This is a genomic window from Streptosporangium sp. NPDC023615 (genome assembly GCF_040640155.1).
Taxonomy (GTDB): domain Bacteria; phylum Actinomycetota; class Actinomycetes; order Streptosporangiales; family Streptosporangiaceae; genus Streptosporangium.
Map to the genome: position 1 here is coordinate 238,952 of NZ_JBFABE010000003.1, position 24,302 is coordinate 263,253.

The 24,302-nt window shown below is 72.1% G+C and carries 24 protein-coding genes; 9 read left to right on the top strand and 15 right to left on the bottom strand.

The window, feature by feature from the left end:
- Positions 1–160: 160 nt before the first annotated feature.
- Positions 161–1,783, bottom strand: a complete 1,623-nt coding sequence (groL, locus tag AB0G16_RS03940) for a chaperonin GroEL (protein WP_362798171.1) — start codon at positions 1,781–1,783, stop codon at positions 161–163.
- Between the two features lie 92 nt (positions 1,784–1,875).
- A complete protein-coding gene (gene groES / locus AB0G16_RS03945) occupies positions 1,876–2,187 on the bottom strand; it encodes a co-chaperone GroES (RefSeq protein ID WP_362798174.1) in 312 nt (103 codons plus the stop codon).
- 243 nt (positions 2,188–2,430) lie between these two features.
- Here groES and AB0G16_RS03950 point away from each other — a divergent pair, with 243 nt between their 5' ends.
- A complete protein-coding gene (locus AB0G16_RS03950) occupies positions 2,431–3,597 on the top strand; it encodes a class I SAM-dependent methyltransferase (protein ID WP_362798177.1) in 1,167 nt (388 codons plus the stop codon).
- Positions 3,598–3,846: 249 nt separating this feature from the next.
- Entirely contained in the window at positions 3,847–5,082 is a 1,236-nt protein-coding gene (locus tag AB0G16_RS03955; RefSeq protein WP_362798180.1) for a hypothetical protein, read from the top strand.
- On the opposite strand, the gene AB0G16_RS03960 is transcribed toward AB0G16_RS03955, so the two are convergent.
- Positions 5,050–5,592, bottom strand: a complete 543-nt coding sequence (locus AB0G16_RS03960; protein WP_362798183.1) for a MarR family transcriptional regulator — start codon at positions 5,590–5,592, stop codon at positions 5,050–5,052. The two genes, AB0G16_RS03955 and AB0G16_RS03960, sit on opposite strands and share 33 nt — an antisense overlap.
- A gap of 108 nt (positions 5,593–5,700) precedes the next feature.
- Between AB0G16_RS03960 and AB0G16_RS03965 the strand changes: the two genes are divergently transcribed.
- Positions 5,701–6,768 carry an alkene reductase gene (locus tag AB0G16_RS03965; RefSeq protein WP_362798186.1) on the top strand — a complete coding sequence of 356 codons (1,068 nt, stop codon included), beginning with the start codon at positions 5,701–5,703 and terminating at the stop codon, positions 6,766–6,768.
- A gap of 139 nt (positions 6,769–6,907) precedes the next feature.
- On the opposite strand, the gene tsaD is transcribed toward AB0G16_RS03965, so the two are convergent.
- The 10 genes from tsaD to AB0G16_RS04015 all read right to left on the bottom strand — a co-directional run bounded on the left by tsaD (position 6,908) and on the right by AB0G16_RS04015 (position 15,283).
- The gene (gene tsaD / locus AB0G16_RS03970; RefSeq protein WP_362798189.1) at positions 6,908–7,939 is read right to left on the bottom strand and encodes a tRNA (adenosine(37)-N6)-threonylcarbamoyltransferase complex transferase subunit TsaD; all 1,032 of its coding nucleotides are present in this window, start codon (positions 7,937–7,939) and stop codon (positions 6,908–6,910) included.
- Positions 7,932–8,363: a ribosomal protein S18-alanine N-acetyltransferase gene (gene rimI / locus AB0G16_RS03975; protein WP_362798288.1), complete on the bottom strand. Its 432-nt coding sequence runs from the start codon at positions 8,361–8,363 to the stop codon at positions 7,932–7,934. The genes tsaD and rimI overlap by 8 nt, the downstream gene beginning before the upstream one ends.
- Positions 8,364–8,380: 17 nt before the next feature.
- Positions 8,381–9,070: a tRNA (adenosine(37)-N6)-threonylcarbamoyltransferase complex dimerization subunit type 1 TsaB gene (tsaB, locus tag AB0G16_RS03980; protein WP_362798192.1), complete on the bottom strand. Its 690-nt coding sequence runs from the start codon at positions 9,068–9,070 to the stop codon at positions 8,381–8,383.
- A gap of 154 nt (positions 9,071–9,224) precedes the next feature.
- Entirely contained in the window at positions 9,225–9,779 is a 555-nt protein-coding gene (locus AB0G16_RS03985) for a class F sortase (RefSeq protein WP_362798195.1), read from the bottom strand.
- Between the two features lie 6 nt (positions 9,780–9,785).
- Positions 9,786–10,400: a hypothetical protein gene (locus tag AB0G16_RS03990; RefSeq protein WP_362798198.1), complete on the bottom strand. Its 615-nt coding sequence runs from the start codon at positions 10,398–10,400 to the stop codon at positions 9,786–9,788.
- A gap of 220 nt (positions 10,401–10,620) precedes the next feature.
- Positions 10,621–11,046: a tRNA (adenosine(37)-N6)-threonylcarbamoyltransferase complex ATPase subunit type 1 TsaE gene (gene tsaE, locus AB0G16_RS03995; protein WP_362798291.1), complete on the bottom strand. Its 426-nt coding sequence runs from the start codon at positions 11,044–11,046 to the stop codon at positions 10,621–10,623.
- A 104-nt stretch (positions 11,047–11,150) separates the two neighbouring features.
- On the bottom strand, positions 11,151–12,284 hold the full coding sequence (locus tag AB0G16_RS04000) for an alpha/beta hydrolase (protein WP_362798200.1): 1,134 nt from the start codon (positions 12,282–12,284) through the stop codon (positions 11,151–11,153).
- Between the two features lie 20 nt (positions 12,285–12,304).
- A complete protein-coding gene (alr, locus tag AB0G16_RS04005) occupies positions 12,305–13,432 on the bottom strand; it encodes an alanine racemase (protein ID WP_362798203.1) in 1,128 nt (375 codons plus the stop codon).
- A complete protein-coding gene (locus tag AB0G16_RS04010; RefSeq protein WP_362798207.1) occupies positions 13,429–14,919 on the bottom strand; it encodes an NAD(P)H-hydrate dehydratase in 1,491 nt (496 codons plus the stop codon). Before AB0G16_RS04010 ends, alr begins: the two co-directional genes overlap by 4 nt.
- A gap of 10 nt (positions 14,920–14,929) precedes the next feature.
- On the bottom strand, positions 14,930–15,283 hold the full coding sequence (locus tag AB0G16_RS04015) for a holo-ACP synthase (RefSeq protein WP_362798210.1): 354 nt from the start codon (positions 15,281–15,283) through the stop codon (positions 14,930–14,932).
- Between the two features lie 107 nt (positions 15,284–15,390).
- On the opposite strand from AB0G16_RS04015, the gene AB0G16_RS04020 reads away from it, so the two are divergent.
- Entirely contained in the window at positions 15,391–15,591 is a 201-nt protein-coding gene (locus AB0G16_RS04020) for a hypothetical protein (RefSeq protein WP_362798213.1), read from the top strand.
- Positions 15,592–15,707: 116 nt separating this feature from the next.
- Here the strand turns inward: AB0G16_RS04020 and AB0G16_RS04025 are convergent, their stop codons facing one another.
- Both AB0G16_RS04025 and glmS read right to left on the bottom strand, forming a co-directional pair.
- A complete protein-coding gene (locus AB0G16_RS04025; protein ID WP_362798216.1) occupies positions 15,708–17,123 on the bottom strand; it encodes an alkaline phosphatase PhoX in 1,416 nt (471 codons plus the stop codon).
- A 327-nt stretch (positions 17,124–17,450) separates the two neighbouring features.
- On the bottom strand, positions 17,451–19,292 hold the full coding sequence (gene glmS, locus AB0G16_RS04030) for a glutamine--fructose-6-phosphate transaminase (isomerizing) (protein ID WP_362798219.1): 1,842 nt from the start codon (positions 19,290–19,292) through the stop codon (positions 17,451–17,453).
- Between the two features lie 123 nt (positions 19,293–19,415).
- On the opposite strand from glmS, the gene coaA reads away from it, so the two are divergent.
- The 5 genes from coaA to AB0G16_RS04055 all read left to right on the top strand — a co-directional run bounded on the left by coaA (position 19,416) and on the right by AB0G16_RS04055 (position 24,301).
- Positions 19,416–20,351, top strand: a complete 936-nt coding sequence (coaA, locus tag AB0G16_RS04035; protein WP_362798222.1) for a type I pantothenate kinase — start codon at positions 19,416–19,418, stop codon at positions 20,349–20,351.
- A gap of 125 nt (positions 20,352–20,476) precedes the next feature.
- A complete protein-coding gene (locus AB0G16_RS04040; RefSeq protein ID WP_362798225.1) occupies positions 20,477–21,427 on the top strand; it encodes a DUF389 domain-containing protein in 951 nt (316 codons plus the stop codon).
- A gap of 186 nt (positions 21,428–21,613) precedes the next feature.
- A complete protein-coding gene (locus tag AB0G16_RS04045; RefSeq protein WP_362798228.1) occupies positions 21,614–22,519 on the top strand; it encodes an ABC transporter ATP-binding protein in 906 nt (301 codons plus the stop codon).
- Positions 22,512–23,390 (top strand): ABC transporter permease, encoded by an 879-nt coding sequence (locus tag AB0G16_RS04050; RefSeq protein ID WP_362798231.1) that lies wholly within the window; start codon positions 22,512–22,514, stop codon positions 23,388–23,390. Before AB0G16_RS04045 ends, AB0G16_RS04050 begins: the two co-directional genes overlap by 8 nt.
- A complete protein-coding gene (locus tag AB0G16_RS04055) occupies positions 23,387–24,301 on the top strand; it encodes an ABC transporter ATP-binding protein (protein WP_362798233.1) in 915 nt (304 codons plus the stop codon). Before AB0G16_RS04050 ends, AB0G16_RS04055 begins: the two co-directional genes overlap by 4 nt.
- Position 24,302: the final 1 nt, after the last annotated feature.

Here is a 24,302-nt window from a genome sequence, read left to right on the forward strand (position 1 = left end):
CCAGAATGCGGCGACTATTGGCAGAAGTATTTTGGATCTTCCAAACCGGAAGACGCCCCGTGACGCTTTGAGGTCGCTTTCGGTTTACCACCGGACGGCGGAACACGAACGGCCCGCGCCCCCCGGAGGGGACGCGGGCCGCGCGGGAGCGGACGGCGGATCAGTGACCGTGGCCGTGGCCGTGGCCCTGGCCGCCGGCGGCCGGAGCCTCCTCCTCGGGCTTGTCCACCACGAGCGCCTCGGTCGTCAGCAGCATGCCGGCGATGGAGGCGGCGTTCTGGACGGCCGAGCGGGTGACCTTGACCGGGTCGATGACACCCTGGGCGATCAGGTCGCCGTACTCGCCGGTGGCGGCGTTGAAGCCCTGGCCGGCGGAGAGCTCGGTGACCTTGGCGGTCACGACGTAACCCTCGAGGCCGGCGTTCTCGGCGATCCAGCGGGCCGGCTCGACGAGCGCCTTGCGGACGATCGAGACACCGGTCGCCTCGTCCCCGGTCAGGCCCAGGTCGTCGAGGGCCTTGGAGACGTGGATGAGCGCGGAGCCACCGCCGGAGACGATGCCCTCCTCGATCGCGGCGCGGGTGGCCGAGATCGCGTCCTCCAGGCGGTGCTTCTTCTCCTTGAGCTCCACCTCGGTGGCCGCGCCGACCTTGAGCACGCAGACGCCGCCGGAGAGCTTGGCCAGACGCTCCTGGAGCTTCTCGCGGTCCCAGTCGGAGTCGGACTGCTCGATGGCGAGCTTGATCTCCTTGACGCGGTCGGCGATCGCCGTGGCCTCGCCGGCACCGTCGACGACGGTGGTGGAGTCCTTGGTGATCACGACGCGGCGGGCGGTGCCCAGCACCTCGACGCCGACGTGCTCCAGCTTGAGGCCGATCTCCTCGCTGACGACCTGGCCACCGGTGAGGATGGCGATGTCCTGCAGCATGGCCTTACGGCGGTCACCGAAGCCGGGCGCCTTGACGGCGACCGAGGTGAAGGTGCCGCGGATCTTGTTCGTGACCAGGACGGCCAGGGCCTCGCCCTCGACGTCCTCGGCGATGACCAGCAGGGCCTTCTTGGTCTGCGCGATCTTCTCCAGCAGCGGCAGGAAGTCGGCCACCGAGGAGATCTTGCCCTGGGTGATCAGGATGTAGGGGTCCTCCAGGACCGCTTCCATGCGCTCCTGGTCGGTCACCATGTACGGCGACAGGTAGCCCTTGTCGAACTGCAGGCCCTCGGTGAACTCCAGCTCCAGGCCCATGGTGTTGGACTCTTCGACGGTGATGACACCGTCCTTGCCCACCTTGTCGAACGCCTCGGCGATCAGCTCGCCGATCTTGGCGTCCTGCGCGGAGATCGTCGCGACGTGCGCGATCTCCTTCTTGTCCTCGACCGGGCGGGCGGACTCGATGAGCCTGTCGCTGACGGTCTTGGCGGCGATGTCGATGCCGCGCTTGAGGGACAGCGGCTGGGCGCCGGCGGCCACGTTGCGCAGGCCCTCGCGGACCATGGCCTGGGCCAGGACGGTCGCGGTGGTGGTGCCGTCACCGGCGACGTCGTTGGTCTTGGTCGCCACCTCCTTGGCGAGCTGCGCGCCGAGGTTCTCGTACGGCGCCTCCAGCTCGACCTCGCGGGCGATGGTCACGCCGTCGTTGGTGATGGTCGGCGCACCGAACTTCTTGTCGATGACGACGTTGCGACCACGCGGGCCCAGCGTCACCTTGACCGCGTCCGCGAGAGCGTTCACGCCGCGCTCGAGAGCTCGGCGCGCGTCCTCTTCGAACGACAGGATCTTCGGCATGACAATCCTCTCTATAAGTACGTCGGCGCATCAAAGCCCCGGGCGCTGTCGCGACCCGGGGCTCGATACGTCATCTTTTTGTGAAGCGAGATCTACTTCTCGATGATGGCGAGCACGTCGCGGGCGGAGAGCACGAGGTACTCCTCGCCGCCGTACTTCACCTCGGTGCCGCCGTACTTGCTGTAGAGGACCACGTCGCCCTCGTTGACGTCGAGCGGAACACGCTTCGAGCCTGCGTCGTCCCAGTTGCCGGGACCAACCGCGAGGACCTTGCCCTCCTGCGGCTTCTCCTTGGCGGTGTCCGGGATGACCAGACCGGAAGCGGTGGTCTGCTCGGCCTCAAGCGGCTGGACCACGATGCGGTCGCCGAGCGGCTTAACGGGAACCTTGGTGGCGGTCGTCACGTCGGACCTCCCCTTCAGATGTGAACGATCTAGAAGAGGCGACCAGCGGTCTGCCGTCGCGGGTGTCAGACCTGCCTCGTCGCATTGATTTGGCACTCTCACGGGGAGAGTGCCAATACGGAACAGTATGCAAGGAGGCCTTGACAGTCAACACGAAGCGCCCTTCTGCGCTTGGAGCGGAAGACGAACCAGGAGGAAAACCCCTCGTGAGGCCCGTGGGGGGAGGCGGTAGCGTCGGCCGGTGTGAATCTCGACGCATTCCGGGAACTGCTCACCCCGCGCGGCCAGGAGGCGCTCGCCGCCGCGGCCGGGACCGCCGGCGACGACCCGGTGGCGGCGGTGACCCGGCTGAGGCGGACCTACGACGCCGACCTGACGTCGGCGGCGCTCACCCAGGCCGCGCTCAGGGCACGCGCCGCGGAGAAGTTCGGCGCCGACGCCGGCCTGATGTACTTCACCCGGACCGGCCTGGAGCAGGCCACCCGCCGCGAGGTCGCCGACCACCGGGCCCGCCGCGTCCCGGCGGGCTCGCGCGTCGCCGACGTCTGCTGCGGCATCGGCGGCGACCTGCTGGCCCTGGCCAGGGCCGGGTGCACGGTCGAGGCGGTGGACGCCGACCCGCTCACCGCCGCGGTGGCGCGGGCCAACGCGGACGCGCTGGGACTGGGCGACCGGGTCACGGTCCGCGCCGCCGACGCCTCCGCGCTGGACCCGGCCGGCTTCGACGTGCTGTTCGCCGACCCCGCCCGCCGTACGGCCCGGGGCAGGACCTTCGACCCCATGGGGTACTCCCCGCCCTGGCCCGCGGTGCTGGAGATGGTCTCCCGAGCCCGGGCCGCCTGCCTGAAGGTCGCCCCCGGCATCCCGTACGATCTCGTGCCCGCCCGCGCCGAGGCCGAGTGGGTCTCCTGGCGCGGCGACGTCAAGGAGGCGGTGATCTGGTGCGGCGCGCTGGCGGGCACGGTGCCGCGCCGGGCCACGCTGCTGCCGTCCGGCGTCACGATGACGCCCGACCCCGCGCTCGGCGCCCCCTCCACCGGCCCGGCCGGCCGCTACATCTACGAGCCCGACGGCGCGGCGATCCGGGCCCACCTGGTCGCGGAGATCGCCGCCTCGGTCGGCGGGCGCCTGCTCGACCCGCAGATCGCCTACATCACCGCCGACGACGCGGTCGCCACGCCGTGGGCGTCGCGGTACGAGGTCCACGAGACGCTGCCGTTCTCGCTCAAGCGGCTGAGGGCGGCGCTCCGCGAGCGCGGCACCGGGAACGTGACGATCAAGAAACGCGGTTCCGCGGTGGACGTCGACCGGCTCAGGAAAGACCTCCGGCTCTCCGGGGGCGAATCCGCGACGGTCATTCTCACCCGGATCGGGGAGAGGCCGTTCGCCTTCGTGTGCACCCCCGGCTGACCAGCCAAAATAGTTGATTATTCCAGTCAACCGGCAATTCCCATCTTTTAGTCTCGCCGCTGGAAAACGTCGGCCCAGCGGCTAAGGTTTCCAGGCGGGAGTTCTCTCCCGCCCGTGGTTCCATCACGTTCATCAACGTTTGTCGGCACTTCTCGGTATTTATTGGCGTTCACACCGTTCCACATCGTTCCTCGCAAACTGACCACATACCACCGCGCGGCCGACCGTCGGCGAGTGAAGGAGTTCTCGGTGGATCACTCCGACCACGCCCTGCTCCAGGCGGGCAGCCAGACCGCCATCTCCGACCGGATGCGCGAGCTCCTCGCCCGGGCGGCCCAGGACCACGTCTACGAGCAGCGGACCCAGGGAGCCGTGCTCGACGAGATCCGGCAGCGCCTGGAGGGCATGGAGTGGCTCCTGCGCGAGGTCAGGGAACGCGAGATCGGCGGGCTGAACGGCACCCTCGAATCCGTCAACGGGCGCCTGGACGAGATCACCGCCCGGCCGCCCGTCTGGGCCGAGGGCCTGGCACAGCACGTCGAGGCGGTCCGCGACCACGTCGACGCCGTCGGCCGGCGTGTCGACGCGGTGCGCGACCGCGTCTCGGGCGTCGGGGAGCTGCCGGGCCTGTGGACCGATCTGGGCGCCATGGGCGAGGGCGTGGAGGAGGCCCTCGCCCGCCTGCGCGCGCTCTCGGACGGCACCCAGGGCGTCGACGAGCAGGTGCGCGCGCTGGCCGAGCACCTGGCCCGGCTCCAGGCCGACATGGGCGTCGCGGCGCACAGGTTCACCCGCCTGGACCGGGCGCTGGCCGACCTGGCCCAGCGCACCGGGCGCGTCGAGGCGGGGATGCTGGAGGCGTCGGCGAGCCTCCAGCAGGCCCTGGGCGCCGCCACCGACCGGATGCTGGCCGCGGTCGGCCAGGTCAACGCCAAGATCGACCAGGTGAGCGGCAGGGTCGATCAGATCGCGCCCAGGATCGACGAGCGGACCGCGGCCCTCGAGAACCGGATCGACCGCCTGGACGGCCACCGGACGGCGGCCGGCGGGCGCTTCGACACCCTGGAGGAGCGCCTCGACGACATCGAGGGCCGGGTCACCGGGCGGATGGACGTCATCGACTCCCGCCTGTCCACCCTGGACGGCCACGCGGAGAAGTCCGCCGAACGCCTGGAGAGCCTGGACGAGCGCGTCGGCTTCCTGCCGGCGATCCTCGGCCTGGACGTGCTCATCGGCGCCCAGGCCACCGAGCAGCGGGAGCGCTTCGACGCCCTGGACGAGCGCGCCAGGCGCGCCGAGGCCGCGCTGACCCCGCTGGTCGAGATGGTCCGCGCCCGCCCCGACCGCGCCCAGCTCTCGGCGGTGCTGAGCGAGACCGTGGAGCCCGCGCACGCCGACCTGACCCGCCGCCTGGGCGCCCTGGAGGAGACCATGCTGGCGCTGGCCGAGGCTTTACTGCGCCCGGTGAGAACCGACAAGGGCTGAGCGTTCCGGGGCGTACGTCTCGCGGCAGAGGTTGCCCTTGACCGTCTTGAGCAGGGACGAGAGCTGCTCGACCTGCTCGTCGCTCAGCCCCCGGGTCATCCGCTGGTGCAGCTCGGCCATGACCCGGTCCACCTCGGGCAGGAGCGCGCGCCCGGCGGGTGTGAGCTCGACCATGCTGATCCGCCGGTTGCCGGGGCAGGGGCTGCGGCTGACGAACCCGCTGCGCTCCAGGCGCTGGAGCGTCTTGGTCATCGTGGACACGTCGACGCCGACGATCCTGGCCAGCGCGTTCTGCGACCGGGGACCGTGCTCCCCCAGCGCACCCAGCACGCGTTCCTGACCGGGGTACAGGTCGATCTCCGCGAGGAGGTTCGCGAGCAGGACGCGGTGGTCGCGGCCGGTGACGACCATCAGGCAGTTGAGGCTCTCCGCCTCGTCGCCGCACTCCCCGCCCGCGTCCTCGCAGCTCCCGCCCGTCTCGTACACCGTGTCGATCCGCGGCTCCGTCATGTCCGGGTCCTTTCCGTCCCCGCCGAGACTACCCCTTGCATGTTGGCCGGCCAAGTTGTAGAAATGACCATTGGCTGGCCAAGTTGGTCGGCCAAGAAGGGAAACGTCATGCCTTTCTCATCGTTCACGCTCGGCGACCTCCGGCTCCCCAACCGGCTGGTGATGGCCCCGATGACCCGCTCACGCGCCTACGTCGACGGCGTGCCGTCCTCGCTGACCGCCCTCTACTACGCCCAGCGGGCCTCCGCCGGCCTGATCGTCACCGAGGGGGTGCAGCCCAGCCAGGCCGGCAAGGGCTACATGAACACCCCCGGCCTGCACACCGACGAGCAGGTGGCCGGGTGGCGGGAGGTCACCGACGCCGTCCACGCGGCCGGCGGCCGGATCTTCGCCCAGATCATGCACTCCGGCCGGATCGGCCACCCCGACAACACCGGCGCCGTGCCGGTCGGCCCCTCCGCCGTACGGCCGGCGGGGCAGATCTTCACGCCCGCGGGCATGCAGGACCACCTCACCCCGATCGAGCTGACCACCGCCGAGGTCGAGGCGACCGTCCAGGACTTCGCGGACGCCGCCGCCCGCGCGATCGAGGCCGGATTCGACGGGATCGAGCTGCACGGCGCCAACGGCTACCTCATCCACCAGTTCCTGTCGCAGAACGCCAACCTGCGCGAGGACCGCTTCGGCCGGTCGTCGGTGGACGACAGGATCCGCTTCGCCGTGGAGACCGCGCGGGCGGTCGTCGACCGGATCGGCGCCTCCAGGGTCGGCATCCGCCTCTCCCCCGGCACCGGCACCGGCGACCTGGTCGAGGACGACGCGCACGAGGTCTACCCGGCGCTGGTGGCCGAGCTCGCCGCGCTCGACCTGGTCTACCTGCACCTGGTGGGCGGCGCCTCCGACGAGCTCGACCAGGAGATCCGCAAGGGGTGGCCGAACGCCCTCATCCTCAACACCCCGTCGATCGCCGACCCGTCCGACAGGATCGCGCACTCCCTGGAGCGCGGCGCCGACCTGGTCTCGCTGGGCTCCTCGTTCCTGGCCAACCCCGACCTGCCGCTCCGGCTGCGGCTCGGCGCCGAGCTCAACGAGGCCGACTTCGCCACGGCCTTCGGCGGCGACCACCGGGGTTACACCGACTACCCGCTGCTGTCCCTGCACCCGGTGTCGGCGTAGGCCCCCGCCGGGCGGTGCGGCCGGTGACGACCGCCGGACGGCGGCGGGAACGGCGCCGGGGACGGGTCGGAACGGGAACCGGGACGGGGACGGGGACGGGACGGCCGGCGCGGGGACGGCGGGGGACGGCGCGGAGGCGTCAGACGTGGACGGTGGTGACGGGCAGCGAGGAGTCGGCGGGGATGTCCAGGAGCGACGGCGCGACGCCGGCCGCCACCAGATCCGACCCCAGGGCCGCCACCATGGCCCCGTTGTCGGTGCACAGCCCGGGGCTGGGGACCCTGAGCCGGACGCCCGCCGCGTCGCAGCGCTCCCGCGCCAGCGCCCGCAGCCGGGAGTTGGCCGCGACACCGCCGCCGATCAGCAGGTCCTGGACGCCGTGCTCGGCGCACGCGCGCAGGGCCTTGCGGGTCAGCACGTCCACGACCGCCTCCTGGAACGAGGCCGCCACGTCGGGCACGTGGACCGGCTCCCCGGCCCTCTGCCTGGCCTCGACCCACCGGGCCACCGCGGTCTTCAGGCCGGAGAAGGAGAAGTCGAGCGTCCCGTCCTCGTACTTGCCGCGGGGGAAGGCGATGGCGCTCCCGGAACCCTCGCGGGCCGCCCGGTCGATGTGGGGCCCGCCGGGGAACGGCAGGCCGAGCACCCGGGCCACCTTGTCGAACGCCTCGCCCGCGGCGTCGTCCACGGTGGAGCCCAGCGAGACGACCTCCCTGGCGACGTCGGGCACCAGCAGCAGGGAGGAGTGCCCGCCCGAGACCAGCATGGCGATGCTCGGCTTGGGCAGGGCGCCGTGCTCCAACTGGTCCACCGCGACGTGGGCGGCCAGGTGGTTGACCCCGTACAGCGGCACGCCCAGGCCCAGCGAGTACGCCTTGGCGGCGGCGACGCCCACGAGCAGCGCCCCGGACAGGCCGGGCCCGGCGGTGACCGCGATCGCGTCGATGTCGGCCAGGCGCAGCCCGGCCTTCTCCAGCGCCCGCTCCACGGTCGGGGTCATCGCCTCCAGATGGGCCCTGGAGGCGACCTCGGGCACCACCCCGCCGAAGCGGGCGTGCTGCTCGACGCTGGAGGCGATGGCGTTGGCCAGCATGGTGTGCCCCCGGACGATGCCCACGCCCGTCTCGTCGCAGGAGGTCTCGATGCCCAGGACCACCGGTTCGTCACCCATGGAGATCCTTCCTCATCATGATCGCGTCAGTGCCGTCCTCGTAGTAACGGCGGCGCAGGCCGATCCGCTCGAACCCGAATCTTTGGTAGACCGCCTGCGCGTCCGGGTTGTCCGCGCGCACCTCCAGGAAGACCGAGACGGCGTCCCGGCGCGCGGCCTCGGCCAGCAGCTCGGTCAGCAGGGCGCCGCCGACGCCCCTTCGCCGCCACCCGGCCAGCACCGCGATGGTCTGGACGTCGGCCTGGTCGCCCGCCGCGGCGAGCCCCGCGTATCCGACGATCACGCCGTCGGCCACGGCCACCACGTAGTGCCTGGTCCTGGGCTGGTCGTCCAGCTCGCCGCGGAGCATGCCCTCGCTCCAGGCGTCGGCCGGGAAGGTCGCGCGCTCGATCTCCAGGACCGCGGGCAGGTCGTCCGCGGTCATGACGCGCAGCGTCGCGGTCACGTGGAGACCTTCTTGGGTGGCGAGGGCACCCGGGCGTCGGGACGGCGCAGGTAGATCGGCAGGGGCGGCCCCAGCACGGGGTGATCGCCCGGCTCGGCGGCACCCGGTCCGGTGAGGCCCGGCCCGGTGAGCGCGGCGGCGGCCAGCGCGGCCAGCGCGCCGGCGTACGGGTACTCCGGCGCGTCCACCAGCCGGGAGGCACCGAGGACCTCGGCGTACATCCGCGCTCCCGCGCCGACCAGCGGGAGCTCCCCGGGCAGGTCGTGGGGCCGGTCCACCGCGGGACCCGACAGCCGGGTGCGCGCGTCGGCGTAGTGGCCCCAGAACACCTCCTTGCGCCGGGCGTCGGTGGCCACCAGGAACGGCGCGTCCAGACCGCTTCCGTAGGCCAGCGCGTCGAGCGTGCACACCCCGTACGCCGGGACGCCGAGCGACGTCGCCAGGGCCTGGGCGGTCACCAGGCCGACCCGCAGGCCGGTGTAGGGACCGGGCCCGGAGCCCGCGACGACGGCGGTGACGTCGCCGAGCGAGACCCCGGCCTCCCGCAGGACCGTCTCGATCGTGGGCACGAGCAGTTCGCCGTGGCGGCGCGCGTCGACCGTGGTCGACTCGGCAAGGACCCTCTCGCCGTCGTGCAGCGCTGCGGTGACGGCGGGGGTGGCGGTGTCAAAGGCCAGGACCAGCACGGAGAGTCAGCCTAGTCCGTTCCGCGAGGGCTCATGTCTCCCCGCCCCGCCGGGGAGCGGGTCTTCCGGTCCCGCGAGGGCTCGTGGTCCGTTCCGCGAGGGCCCGCCTCTCCCCCGTCCCGCCACGGAGCCGAACCCGTCGTCCCGCGACGGCTCAGGTCTCGACCAGGGTGGCGTAGACGATGAGGTTGTCCTCGTACTCGTTCTCGTCCCAGTCGAAGGTCCCGCCGCAGGTGATGAGCCGCAGACCGTCCTCCAGGTAGACCTTGTCGGCGGGGAAGCGGTTCTTGCCGATCTGCTCGATCGTGTCCACCCGGTACTGGGCGACCTTGCCGTCGCTCCGCACCACCTTGATGACCTGCCCCTGCCGCATGTCCTTGAGCCGGTAGAAGACGGCGGGCGCGGTCTTGGTGTCCACGTGTCCCAGGATCACCGCGGGCCCCTTGTCGCCGGGGACCACGCTGTCCTTGACCCAGCCCGCGACGTTCGGCTTCTCGTACGGCGGCAGCTCGACCCGGCCGTCGGTCACGCCGAGCTTCATCAGGGGCGCCTTGATGCCCAGGGACGGGATGTCGATGCGACTGGGCGCGACCGAGGCGCGGGCGGGCGGCTCCTCCTCCTCCTCGCCCCTGCCGTTGACCGCGACCATGACGATCCCGGTGATGACCCCGGCCAGGACGATCCTGGACCAGCGGGTGGAATCTGCCATCGGGGACTACGAGCGGCGGCGACGTACGACCGCGACGCCGATGCCGCCCGCCAGGGCCACGGCGAGCAGCACGCCGGTCGTGCCGATCGGGGCGCCCGAATCCGCGGGACCTCCGGCAGCGGTGCCGCCGCCGCCCGTGCCCGGCCCCTCGGTGCTGATGATCGTCCTGGTGGGCCTGGAGGTGGGCGTGGAGCTCGGCTCGGTGTCGGCCACGATCCGCAGGTTGGTCGTGCCCGTGTCGTTGGTCCCCTCGCACCTGGCGTTGATCTCGTAGACGCCCACGGCGGTGCCCGCGGCGACGGTGGCCTGGCCGCGCACCCAGGGGCGCGGCGTCGGGGTCGCGGTGGACGCGGGGTCCGGGGTGGGCGTCGCCAGGATCGGGTCGAGGGTCACCGGGGTGCGGAAGATCCGGGAGGAGGCGGTACCGCGGTGCTCGGGTCCTCCCTGCGGGATCGGGCAGTTCGCCAGGATCCATACCTTCTGACCGGCCTTGGCGCGGGCCGGCTGGAGCTGGACCTCGATGTCCTGACGGCTGATGCCGAAGTCAGGCCGGGTGGGGGTGGGCGTACCCGTCGGGCTGTCCCCGGAGGTGGCCTCGGCCGTGCATCCGGCTCCGGTCATCCCGAAAAGGACGATGGCTCCTGCAATCGCGACACGCTTGACGCTTGGCACCGTCGAACTCCGTTTCGCCCTCCGGCCGACGACCCTCGCCCGGCACGATGACCCACCTGTTCCCCATTAAACATGGGCAAACCCGCAACAGTCGATCACCAGGCCAGACGATCTAGACCGATGGGGAGTAGTGCCAGCGTGCCAGGGTTTCCCCGTCCCCGTAGGGGATTCAGATGACGCCCCTCCAGCGCGCGCCGACGCCGCGGAGCTCGACGGTACGCCCCTCGCCCGCCCGCTCGGAGGCGCCCCGGCCGATGACGATCTCCAGCCGGTCCTCGGCCAGCCCCTCCACCAGCCCCTCGCCCCACTCCACCACGGTCACCGACTCCTCCAGCGAGGCGTCCAGGTCGAGGTCGTCGACCTCCAGGTCGCCGCCGAGGCGGTAGGCGTCGACGTGGACCAGCGGCGGGCCGTCGGAGAGCGAGGGGTGTACCCGGGCGATCACGAAGGTGGGCGAGGTGATCGGGCCGCGGACGTCGAGCCCGGCGGCGATCCCCTGCACCAGGGTCGTCTTGCCCGCTCCCAGCGGGCCGGACAGCACGGCCAGGTCCCCCGGCCGTAGCAGCGCCGCCAGTTCCTCGCCCAGCTCCCGCATCTCCTCGGCGGTCGCCACGTCTCTCACTGCCCGTCACTCCCTGTCATGCCCGTCGTCCCTGTCATCCGGCGTCACCCGGCGTCCCCCGGCATCCCCCGGCACAGCTACCCGTCGCCGTCACCGTCGGTGTCCCCGCCGGTGTCCTTGACCCCGCCGGTCACGGCACCGCCCTCCCCGTCGCCTCCGCCGGTCACGGCGGCCCGCTTGAGCAGGTCGCGCAGCGCGTCGTTGACGGCGGTCGGCCGTTCCAGCTGGATCAGGTGCGAGCTGCCGGGAACCTCGGTGAAGCGGGCCTCCGGCAGGGCTTTGGCCATCTCCCTGCTGTGCTCGACCGGTGTCAGCCAGTCCTGTTCACCGACCATGATGGCGGTGGGCACGCCGTTCAGCACACCCAGCGCGTTCATCTTGTCGTGCGAGACCAGCGCCGGGTAGAACTCGGCGATCACCTCGAACGGGGTGGAGCGGATCATCGACTCCACGAAGTCGACGAGCGTGGGGCTGACGTTCTTGGGGTCGGCGAACCCGAGGTGGCGCAGCGCCAGGAAGGCCACGTCGTTGCCGACCTGGCGGCTCTTGTCCACCAGGGTGCCGCCGCGCCTCAGGATCGACACCGCGCCCGGCGTGACCCTGTGCACCGCCTTCGCCACCAGCGCGGGCAGGCCCAGGGAGATCTCACCGAGCCGTCCGGGCGAGGTGGAGATCAGCGCGACGCCCCTGATCCGGTCGCCGAACAGCCCGGGGTGCCGGTCGGCCAACGCCATGATCGTCATACCGCCCATGGAGTGGCCCACGAGCACGCAGGGGCCGGGCACCAGCGTCTCGATGATCTCGGCGAGGTCGTCGCCGAGCCGGTCGATCGAGCTGTCCTCGGTCGGCACGCGCGGCGAGCGGCCGTGGGAGCGCTGGTCCCACAGCACCAGCCGGTAGGAGTCGCGCAGGTCGCGTCGCTGGTAGTGCCAGGAGTCGAGGTTGAGCGTGTATCCGTGGCAGAGGACCACGGTCAGCGGCGCGTCCTCGGGGCCGTCGACCTCGGCGTACAGGGGGACCCCGTCGGAGGCGGAGATCATGGTGGGGCGGCCGCGCAGCTCGCCGAGCGGCTCGCTCGCCTCCAGGTCGGGGCGGAGCCTGATGCGGCCGACGGCGTACCGCTTGACGAGGGCCGCCGCGGCCACCCCGGCGGACGCCGCGCCGACGATCGCGCCCGCGACACCGGCCCTGCGCCGTCTGGTCGTACTCATGAGCCCCCCTGGAATGCCCTTCACCGGTGAACGCGCGGGACCCGCGGACCGATTCCGGTCACGATCTCATGCGTGATCGTGCCGAGGGAATCCGCCCATTCCTGGAGGGTCGGCTCGCCGTGCGAACCGTCACCGAACAGGATCACCTCGTCGCCCTCCGCCAGCGGATCGTCTCCCACATCGATCATGAACTGGTCCATGCAGACCCGGCCGGCGATCCGCCGCCTGCGGCCCCCCGCCAGCACCTCCGCCCGGTTGGTGGCGTGCCGCAGGACCCCGTCCGCATACCCGAGCGGGACGAGACCAAGCGTGGTTTCCCTATCCGTAACATAGAGATGTCCATAGGACACACCGGACTCGGCGGGCACCCGTTTCACCAGCGCGATCCGCGCCACGAGCGTCATCGCGGGACGGAGCCCGAAGTCCCCCAGCTCGGGCACCGGGCTCAGCCCGTAGGCCGCGATCCCGGGGCGGACCATGTCGTAGCGGGCCTTCGGCAGCGTCAGGATCGCCGCCGAGTTGGCGATGTGCCTGATCACGTGCGACCCGCCGGCGCCCGCCTTCTCCGCGATCCCCAGCGCCTCGTCGAAGGCGGCGAGCTGGCCCGCCACGGACGGGTGCCCCGGGACGTCCGCGCAGGCGAGGTGGGACCAGAGTCCGGCGATCTCGATCGTGCCCTCGGCCCGCCGGGCCAGCGCCCGGTCCAGGAGCGCGGGCCAGTCCCGCGCCGGCGCGCCGCCGCGGGAGGCGCCGGTGTCGGCCTTGAGGTGCACCCGGGCCCGCCGCCCGGCCGCGGCGGCGGCGTCGGCGATCGCGTCGACCGTCGCCGGATTGGACGCCGACAGCTCGACGTCCTGGCCGACGGCCTCCTCCAGCGGCTCCCCCGGAGGGATGATCCACGCCAGGATCGGCGCGGTGACGCCCGCGGCCCGCAGCGCCAGGGCCTCGCGGACGAAGGCGGTGCCCAGCCGCCCGGCCCCGCCCTCCAGGCAGGCCCGCGCCACCGGGACCAGGCCGTGCCCGTAGGCGTCGGCCTTGACCGCCACCATGATCTCGGCACCGGAGGCGTGGCCCGCGAGCAGCGCCAGGTTCTCGCGGATCGCCGAGAGATCCACCCGTGCCTCTGCGGGGGTCGTCGAGAAGCTCATCGCCTCAGTCTGGCAGGTGGCGCGGCCCTTCGAGGCCCGTTGACCAGGCCACGAGCCGCCTGGGGCAGGGCCTGGGCGACGTCGGCGGCGGCCAGGGGGCCGTTGCGCCCCGCGATCCCGTGCAGGTAGGCCGCGGCCGAGGCGGCGTCGTAGGCGTCCAGCCCGGCGGCCAGCAGGGCGCCCGCCAGCCCGGCCAGCACGTCGCCGGTGCCGCCGGTGGCCAGCCAGGGACTGCCCGTGGGATTGACGCCGACCGGCCGCCCCTCCTGGGCGACGAGTGTGGTGGAGCCCTTGAGGAGCACGGTCACGCCCAGCTCCGTCGCGGCCCGCCGTACGTTCTCCAGGCGGCACGCCTCGATCCGGTCGCGCGGCACGTCCAGCAGACGGGACAGCTCGCCCGCGTGCGGGGTGAGCAGGACGGGCGCGGGGCGGTGGAGCAGCGACCTGTCGGCGGCCAGCAGCGTCAGCCCGTCGGCGTCGACGAGCACCGGCACGTCGCTCGCCAGCACCGAGCGGGCCACGGCGTGCGCCTCGTCACCGGTGCCGAGCCCCGGGCCGAGCACCCAGGCCTGGACGCGGCCGACCCGTTCCACGCCCTCGCCGGGGACGAGCGTGGTGATCACGGCCTCGGGCCAGCGGGCCCGCACCTGGGCCACCGGCTCGGCGGTCCCGGCGTAGCGGACCATGCCCGTACCGCCCCGCAGGGCCCCGCCCACGGCCAGCACCGCGGCGCCGGTGTAGCTCTCGCTGCCGGCCGCGATCCCGACGACGCCCCGGCGGTACTTGTCGGAGGCGGCACCGGGCCTGGGCAGCAGGGCCGCCACGTCGGCGTCGTCCGGCGCGGTCGCGTCGGGGTCGGGCAGGTGGGGGCCGAGCCCGATGTCGACGAGCTCGGTGCGGCCGGCGTACCCGTGGCCGGGGTCGACGAGCAGCCCGGTCTTCCAGGCGCCGAAGGTGACGGTGGCGTCGGCGAGGACCGCGGCGCCCTCCACCCGGCCGCTGCTCGCGTCCACCCCGCTGGGCACGTCCACCGCGACGACCTCGCCGGGCGCCTCGCCCGCCAGCCGGGCGAGGGTCGCGTACGGCTCCCGCAGCGCCCCGCCGCCGCCGATGCCGACCATCCCGTCCACGATCAGGTCCGCCGCGGCGAGCACCGCGCGGGCCGCCGCGCCCTCGGGGTCGACGACCCTGCCGCCCGCGCGGCGCAGGGCCTCCAGGCCCGCGGTGTGGACGCGCGTGCCGGCCGCGACCGCCTCGACGCGGGCCCCCCGGGCCGCCAGGCGCGCCCCGGCGTAGAGCGCGTCCCCGCCGTTGTCGCCGCCGCCGACGAGCAGCGCGACGCGGGAGCCGTACACGGCGCCGAGCATCCTGGCGCAGACCACCGCCAGCCCGGCGGCGGCCCTCTCCATCAGGGCCCCCTCGGGCAGGGTCGCCATCAGCGCGGCCTCGGCCGCCCTGATCTGGTCGGAGGTGTACGCGGTCCGCATTCCACCGAATCTATCCCTCGGCGATCACGTAGGCGACGGCGACGCCCCCGTCGTGGGTCAGCGAGACGTGCCATCGGACCACGCCCAGGGCGCGGGCGACGTCGGCGACCCGGCCGGTCACCCGCAGCTCGGGCCGGCCGTGCTCCCCGCGCAGGACCTCCGCGTCCAGGTGCGCCAGCCCGGGAGGCGCGCCCAGAGCCTTGGCGACGGCCTCCTTGGCGGCGAACCTGGCCGCCAGCGACTCCGTGGCCAGCGCGCCCTCGGCCGCGGTGAACAGGCGTGCCCGCAGCGCGGGCGTGCGCGCCAGCGTCGCCGCGAACCTGGCCACGTCCACGACGTCGACGCCGATACCGATGATCACCATCCCAGGCTAGAAGAGGCGGCCGGGCTCGTGACACCGCCGGGGGCGGCATCGACGCCGACCGGGCGACGCCGGCCGACTCCGCCAAGGGCGCGCTCAACGCGATCACCGTGCTCTACGCCAACGAGCCGGGGGCGTCCGGGATCCTGGTCGACGCCGTCGATCCCGGACACTGCGCCACCGACCTGACCGGCCGCACCGGGAGCCGTACGGCCGCCCGGGGCGCGGCGGTGGCCGTACGGATGGCGACCCTCGACGCCGGCGGCCCGACCGGCACGTTCAGCGACGAGGACGGCCCGCTCCCCTGGTGAGACTCCCCTTTCGGGGAAACGGCCCGCTCCCCCGGTGGACCACGGTCCGCTCACCGGGGGACCGCGGTCCGCTCACCGGGGGACCGCGGCCGCTCCCCCGGTGAACCGGCCCGCGGTCAGAAGCCGCCGCGCTGCCAGGGGCCCCAGATGGCGAAGCTCATGCCCTTGGAGGCCTGGGCGTTGACGTAGAGGGTGTGGCCTCCGGGGCCGAAGGTCGAGCCGGCGAACTCGGCACCGGAGTCACCGTCGACCGGGACCATCCGGGCGAAGTCAAAGATCTCACCGCTGCCGGTGAGGCCGCGCAGGTAGTTGCCGTCGGAGCCGTCCTCGCACAGCACCAGGGTGCCCCGGGGGCTGACGGTGACGTTGTCGGGCAGGTCCAGGGTGACCGAGCCCGGCGACTCGTAGACGAGCTTGAGCCGGCCGCTCCACGTCTCGTACGCCCACACCTGGCCGCGTCCCTTGCCGAAGCCGTCGGGCGGGGTGTCTCCGGGCGCGGTCGCGCCGCCCTGGGTGGAGACGAAGTAGACCGTGCCGTGGTGGTTGACCGCCCCCTCAAGCCGGGAGAAGAGCGCCGCCCCCTTGGCCCTGCCCTGGGTGGAGACGGCCAGCATGGCCGTCTCGTAGCTGGTGGGGCCGGTGAAGGTGGGGTCGGGGTCGTCGATGTCCACCCAGGTGGTCGCGTAGGAGGCCCCGGCGGGCTGGCCGAGCGAGAGGTCCTTGCCCGGGGCGCCCTGCACGGCCAGCATCTGCAGCCTTCCCCCGTCCAGGATGCGGCCGGCGGCCAGGGGGTTCCTCGGCGGCAGGTAGCGGTAGAAGCCCGACGGGTAGAGGAAGTCGTCCTCGGTGAGGTAGAGCGCGCCGGTGAGCGGGTCGAACGCGACCGACTCGTGGGCGAACCGCCCGGCGCTCCTGATCGGCACGCGGCCGCGGCCGTCGATCGGGACCTCGAAGATGTAGCCGTGCTTCTGGGTGAGCTTGCTGTTGTCCTGGCCGGTGTGGTCGTTGCCCACGTCCGGCCCGTTGACGGTCTCCTCGCAGCTCACCCAGGCGCCCCAGGGCATCGGCCCGCCCGAGCAGTTCATCTGGGTGCCGGTCAGGCTGGGCGCGGAGGTGAGCACCTCGCCGTAGCGGCTGACCCGGAGCGTGGAGGTGCCACCGCCGGCCGCCGGGTCGTAGGCCTTGGACGGGTCGCCGAACGCGCCGACCGGCCCGTTGACCTCGTGGTTGCGGACCAGGATCGCGCTGGTGCCGGACCCGCGGAAGGCGGCCATGCCGTCGTGCCGCGAGGGGACGATCGACCCGTCGGAGAACCTGTCGCCGGCGACGCTGAAGGAGCGGTAGTGGAAACCGGAGGGCAGGTGGATCCGGACGACGCCGTCCCGCGCGTCCGCGACCGGCGCCAGCGGCCCGTAGCCGCTCCCGGGGCGGACCTGCCCGCTCCGTCCCGCGCGTGCGACTCCGGCGAAGGGCCCCGCCACCCCGATCGCCGCCAGTGCGGTGCTCCGGGCGAGGAAACGGCGACGATCCATCTGTGGCTCCCTTGGATCAGATATGTTCACGCAACGTTAATCTGTTCCGGAAGACCGCTATAGGTCGTTTATGAATAATTAATCATCCAGAAAGGCAAACGCCGCCTCCTCTGCCGTTTTTCCCCTTCTGTCGCTCCCCTTCTGTCGCATTAGTCACATCTGCGTCTTTTGCCAGCTTTGATGACTGTGTGCTCTTCGGCGCCGGATGTCCCCTGGAGCGGTGAACGTCTTTCATCATGTTGGACGTCCCCTGACGGCGTGAATGTCCCGTTGTCGCGAGCGCCTCCGCGGCCGCCACGGACCGTGGACGGCCGCGCGGGCGCCGGCTCACTCCACCGTGACCGACTTGGCGAGGTTGCGGGGCTGGTCGACGTCGTGCCCCTTGGCCGTGGCCAGCTCGCAGGCGAAGACCTGGAGCGGCACCGTGGCGACGACCGGCTGGAGCAGGGTCGGCACCGCCGGGATGTGGATCAGCGTGTCGGCGTACCGCTCGACCGCGAGGTCGCCCTCCTCCGCGATCACCAGGGTCCTGGCGCCCCGGGCACGGATCTCCTGGATGTTGGACACGATCTTGTCGTGGATGACCCGCTGCCCGGTCGGGGAGGGGACCACGACCACCACCGGCAGCCCGGCGTCGATCAGCGCGATCGGGCCGTGCTTGAGCTCGCCCGCGGCGAAGCCCTCGGCGTGCATGTAGGCCAGTTCCTTGAGCTTGAGCGCCCCCTCCAGCGCGACCGGGAAGCCCACGTGCCGCCCCAGGAACAGCACGCACCGCTCGCCGGCCAGTGACCTGGCCAGCGCGCGGACCGGCTCGACGGTCGCCAGCACCTCGCTCACCTTGGTCGGCAACTGCGCCAGCCGGTCGACGATCTGGGTGATCTCGTCGCCGAACCTCGTCCCCCGTACCTGCGCGAGGTAGAGCGCCACCAGGTAGCAGGCGACGAGCTGGGTCAGGTACGCCTTGGTGGAGGCCACCGCGACCTCCGGGCCCGCGTGCGTGTAGAGGACGGCGTCGGACTCGCGGGAGATCGTGGAACCGTTCACGTTGCAGATCGCCAGGACCCGGGAGCGCTGCCCGCGGGCGTGCCGCACGGCCATGAGGGTGTCCATGGTCTCGCCGGACTGACTGATCACGATCACCAGCGTGTCGCGGTCGAGGATCGGGTCGCGGTAGCGGAACTCGCTGGCCACCTCGACCTCGCAGGGCAACCCGGCCCAGTGCTCGATGGCGTACTTCGCGATGAGCCCGGCGTGGTAGGAGGTCCCGCAGGCCACCAATATGATCTTGTTGATGTCCCGCAGCTCCTGGTCCGAGAGCCGCATCTCGTCCAGCACCAGCCTCCCGTCCGGCCCGACCCTGCCGAGCAGCGTGTCGGCGACGGCCCGCGGCTGCTCGGCGATCTCCTTGAGCATGAAGTGGTCGTAGCCGTCCTTCTCGGCGGCCGTGGCGTCCCACCCCACGTGGTAGTCGCGCGTCTCGGCCGGCATGCCGTTGAAGTCGACGACCGTGATCTTCGAGGGGCACAGCTCGACCACCTGGTCCTGCCCCAGCTCCACCGCCTCGCGCGTGTAGGCGATGAACGCCGCCACGTCCGAGCCGAGGAAGTTCTCCCCCTCCCCCCTGCCGACCACCAGCGGCGAGTTGCGCCGCGCCCCGACCACCACCTCGGGCTCGTCGGCCGAGACCGCCAGCAGCGTGAACGCCCCCTGAAGGCGCAGGCAGACCCGGCGCATCGCCTCGGCCAGGCCGCCGGCCGCGAACTCCTCCAGCAGGTGCGCCACCACCTCGGTGTCGGTCTCGGAGACGAGCGGGTGACCCGCGTCCTCCAGCTCGGCCCGCAGCACGGCGAAGTTCTCGATGATCCCGTTGTGGATGACCGCGATCCGCCCGGTGCAGTCGGTGTGCGGATGGGCGTTACGGTCGGTCGGGGCCCCGTGCGTGGCCCAGCGGGTGTGCCCGATCCCGGCCGTGGCCGGCGGCGCGGGCCGGGCGAGCAGCGCCGAGCGGAGGTTGGCCAGCTTGCCCGCGCGTTTCTCCACGACCAGGCCGTCCGGTCCTGCCAGGGCCACCCCCGCCGAGTCGTACCCCCGGTACTCCAGCCGTCCCAGCCCCTCGACCGCGACCTCGATCGCCTGCCGCCGTCCGGTGTATCCCACGATCCCGCACATGGCCACCCCCCTTCCTTGAGAGATCGGCCGGCTCACCTATGGAGAACCCCCAGCGCAGCCCAAGAATCCCGCCCGGCGCCCCGGCCGGGACGTGCCCCCGCGCGATCAGTAGGCTCTTGCACCATGGCCAACGGTCCGGACATCGCGACCCCGTACGTTCAGCTGAGCCGAGCCCAGTGGAGCGAGCTGCGCAGGAACACGCCGCTCACGCTCACCGAGGAGGAGCTAGAGGAGCTGCGCGGGGTCGACGACCCGATCGACCTGGCCGAGGTCACCGACATCTACCTGCCGCTCACCCGCCTGCTCAACCTGCACTTCACCGGTGCCAGGCAGCGCAGCGCGGCGCTGAACACCTTCCTGGGCGGCGGCCGGCGCGAGGCCCCGTACGTGCTGGGCATCGCCGGCAGCGTCGCGGTCGGCAAGTCGACCACGGCCAGGCTGTTGCACACCCTGCTGGCCCGCTGGCCCGAGCACCCCCGGGTGGACCTGATCACCACCGACAGCTTCCTGTTCCCCAACGAGGTCCTCGCCGCCCGCGAGATCATGCACCGCAAGGGCTTCCCCGAGAGCTACGACCGCCGGGCCCTGGTCAGGTTCGTCGCCGACGTCAAGGCGGGCCTGCCCGAGGTCACCGCCCCGGTCTACAGCCACCTGGAGTACGACATCGTCGCCGGCGCGGTCCAGACCGTGCGCCGCCCCGACATCCTCATCGTCGAGGGCCTCAACGTGCTCCAGCCCGCCCCGCCCACCGCGCTCGCCATCAACGACTTCTTCGATTTCTCGATCTACGTGGACGCCAAGGTCGAGCACATCCGCGACTGGTACGTGGGCCGCTTCCACGAGCTGCGGCGGACGGCCTTCGAGGACCCCAAGTCCTACTTCAGGTACCTCGCCGACCTGTCGGAGGAGGAGGCGACCGACTTCGCCAGGAACGTCTGGCGCGACATCAACGAGCGCAACCTCGTCGAGAACATCTCCCCCACCCGGGGCCGGGCCGACCTGGTGCTGCACAAGGGCGCCGACCACTCGATCAGGCGGGTCACCCTCCGCCGCGTCTGACCCGCCGGGGCCCGTGCCCGGCCCCACGGCCACGCTGCCTGCGGGCCGAGGTCGAGACCGTGCGCCTGGACGACCAGAGCCTCGACCGCGTCCGCGTGTACAGGCCGCTGTCCTAGGGTTGGCCCGTGTTGCATCTACGCGTGATCAGTCCGGCGGAGCTGTCCGGCGGGGTGCTGGAGGTGCTCGACGGGTGCGTCGGCGTCGTCAACATCGTCGTGTTCCCCGGCGCCGCGCGCTCCCCCGCCGGTGACCTCGTGCAGTTCGACATCGCCAGGGAGTCGGCCAACGAGGTGATCGACCGGCTGCAGGAGCTCGGCCTGCACGCGGAGGGGTCGATCGCGGCCGAGCAGATCGACCTGTCCATCTCCGAGGTGGCCGACCGCGCCCAGGAGGAGGCCCCCGGCGACGGGGACGACGCCGTGGTCTGGGCCGAGTTCGCCCAGCGGGTGGAGGAGGACATCCAGCTCACCTGGGCCTTTTTGGTGTTCCTGACGATCGCCACGCTGCTCGCCGCCATCGGCGTGATCGTCAACTCGCCGATCCTCATCATCGGGGGGATGGTGATGGGGCCGGAGTTCGGGCCGATCGCGGCGATCTGCTTCGGCCTGATCCGCGTCGACCGCCACCTGATCGGCCGCGCGCTCCGCACCCTGGTCCTGGGCTTCGCCACCGCCCTGGCGATCACCTTGGCCTGCGCGCTGGTCGCGCGCTGGCTCGGCTGGATCGGCGTCGACTCGCTGAACGGGCACGAGGAGATCGAGTTCATCGTCAAGCCCGACCGGTGGTCGTTCATCGTGGCGCTGCTCGCCGGGGCGGCCGGGGTGCTGTCGGTCACCGCGGGCAAGTCCTCGGCCCTGGTCGGCGTCTTCATCTCGGTCACCACGGTCCCCGCCGCCGGCTACTTCGCGGTCGCCGCCGCGCTCTCCCTCTGGGGCGACATGGGCGGCTCCGTCCTCCAGCTCGGGGTGAACATCGCGGGCATGGTCATCTCCGGCGTGACGACGCTGCTGATCCAGAAGGCCTACTGGTCCCGGTTCGGCATGCGCCGCCTCCCGGCCCGCCCCGGTCCCGGCTGACGGCCGCCCCCTCGGTCCCGCCCCGGGCCTGCGACCCTCCGGTTCCGGCCGGCCCCCGGTCCCGCCCCGGTCCCGCCCCGGGTCCTGTCCCGGGCCTGCTCGGCGGCCGAAAACCGATCTTACGGACGAGGCGACTCGTTCGTATGGCCGAGGTGCACCTCCCATCCCGGCCGATAAGGTCCGACCATGACTATCCTCGCCACCGAGGGACTGACCAGACGTTTCCCCCGGGTGACGGCACTCGACCGGCTCACCGTCACCGTCGGCCCCGGCGTGACCGGCCTGGTCGGCGCCAACGGCGCGGGCAAATCGACGCTGATCAAGATCCTCCTCGGGCTGCTCGACCCCAGCGAGGGCGGCGCCCAGGTGCTGGGCATGGACGTGACGACCAAGGGCGACGAGATCCGCCGGGTCGTGGGTTACATGCCCGAGCACGACTGCCTCCCGCCCGACCTGTCGGCAACCGAGTTCACCGTTCACATGGCCCAGATGTCCGGCCTGCCGCGCACCGCGGCCCGCGAGCGCGCCGCCGACGTCCTGCGCCACGTGGGGCTGTACGAGGAGCGCTACCGGGCGATGGGCGGCTACTCCACCGGCATGAAGCAGCGCGTCAAGCTGGCCCAGGCCCTGGTGCACGACCCCCGCCTCGTCCTGCTGGACGAGCCCACCAACGGCCTCGACCCGGCCGGCCGCGACGAGATGCTCGCGCTGATCCGCAGGATCGGCTCCGAGTTCGGCATCAGCGTGCTCGTCACCTCGCACCTGCTGGGCGAGCTGGAGCGGGTCTGCGACCACGTCATCGTGATCGACGGCGGCAAGCTGCTGCGCTCCTCGGCCATCGGCGAGTTCACCCAGCAGACCCAGACCGTGACCGTCGAGGTGGAGGAGGGCCAGGACGCGCTGGCGGCCCGGCTGACCGAGCTCGGCGAGACCGTCACCGCGCACGGCAGGCTGCTGCTCGTCCACGTCCGCGCCCCGGAGACCTTCGACACGCTCCGCGACGCCGTCTGCGAGCTCGACCTCTCCCTGATCCGCGTGGAACAGGGCCGCCAGCGCATCGAGGACGTCTTCAGGGAGCCCGCCAGTGTCTGAGCCAACGGGTGTCATCCACGACATCGGATACCGCCACTACGAGGGGGCGCGTCTCGGCCGTGGTCACGCCACCGCCGCGCTGACCGTGCACACCCTGCGCGGGGTCTTCGGGCTCGGCCGCACCGCCCGCTCGAAGATCATCCCGTTCCTGCTGGTGGGCGTCATGTTCCTGCCCGCGGTGGTCTCCATCGCGATCATGGCGTTGATCAAGCAGGAGGGGATGCGCTACACCGAGTACGCGGTGGTCATGCAGGCTGTGCTCGCGATCTTCCTGGCCTCGCAGTCGCCGTACGCGGTCGCGCCGGACCTTCGCTTCCGGGTGCTGCCGCTCTACCTGTCGCGCCCGGTGACGCTGTGGAACTACGTCGGGGCGAAGCTCGCGGCGATGACGGCGGCCATGTTCCTGCTGCTGGCCCTGCCCCTCACCCTGCTGTTCGTCGGTGAGGTGATCATCGACCTGCCCGGGGACACGCACACCGTCGAGTACCTCACGAGCATGGCCGGGGCGGTCGTCTACGCGGTGCTGCTGGCCTGCCTGGGCGTGGCCATCGCCTCGTTCACCCCCCGGCGGGGTCTGGGGGTCGCCTCGATCATCGCCTTCTACCTGCTCGCCTCCGCGGTCTCGACCGTGCTGTACGCGACGCTGGAGTCGATGGGCGACGACGCCACGGCCGCCTGGGCGTGGCTGATCAACCCGTTCTTCCTGGTCGACGCCGCCGTGCATGTCGGGATCTTCGACGCCACGCCGGCCTCCAGCGTCATCTACCCCTCCGGTGCCGGGACCCTGGCCGCCGGAGCGCTCGTGCTCGTGCTGATCGCGCTGTCGGTGACGGCCCTGATCGCGCGCTACCGGAAGGCGGCCGCCCGATGAACATCGAACTGGCCCAGGTCTCCCGCTGGTACGGCAACGTGGTCGCCGTCAACGACATCACCATGACCATCGGTCCCGGCGTCACCGGCCTGCTCGGCCCCAACGGGGCGGGCAAGTCCACGCTGCTGCACATGATGGCCGGGTTCCTGGCCCCCTCGGGCGGCACCGCCACGCTGGACGGCTCCCCGATCTGGCGCAACCACGAGATCTACCGCTCCATCGGCCTGGTCCCCGAGCGGGAGGCCGTCTACGGCTTCCTCACCGGCTGGCAGTTCGTGCTCTCCAGCGCCCGGCTGCACCGCCTGCCCGACCCCGAGGACGCCGCCCGCAAGGCGCTCGCCCTGGTGGAGATGGAGGGCGCCAAGGACCGCAGGATCGAGACGTACTCCAAGGGCATGCGCCAGCGCGTCAAGGTGGCCTCGGCCCTGGTGCACGACCCGCAGGTCCTGCTGCTCGACGAGCCCTTCAACGGCATGGACCCGCGCCAGCGCCTGCACCTGATGGACCTGGTCCGCGCCATGGGCACCGCGGGCAAGACCATCCTGTTCAGCTCCCACATCCTGGAGGAGGTCGAGCGGGTCGCCCAGCACATCGAGGTGCTGGTGGCCGGCCGTCACGCCGCCTCCGGCGACTTCCGGGAGATCCGCCGCCGGATGACCGACCGGCCACACCTGTTCCGGGTCCGCTCCAGCGACGACCGACGCCTGGCGTCCGCGCTGATCGCCGACGCCTCCTCGGGCGCGGTGTCGCTGACCGAGGCGGGCCTGGAGGTGCAGGCCGTCGACTTCCGGCGCTTCACCCGGCTGCTGCCCAGGGTCGCCAAGGACGCGGGCGTACGCCTCTGGCAGGTCTCCCCTTCCGACGAAGACCTGGAGAGCGTCTTCTCCTACCTGATCAACAGGAGCAGCTGAC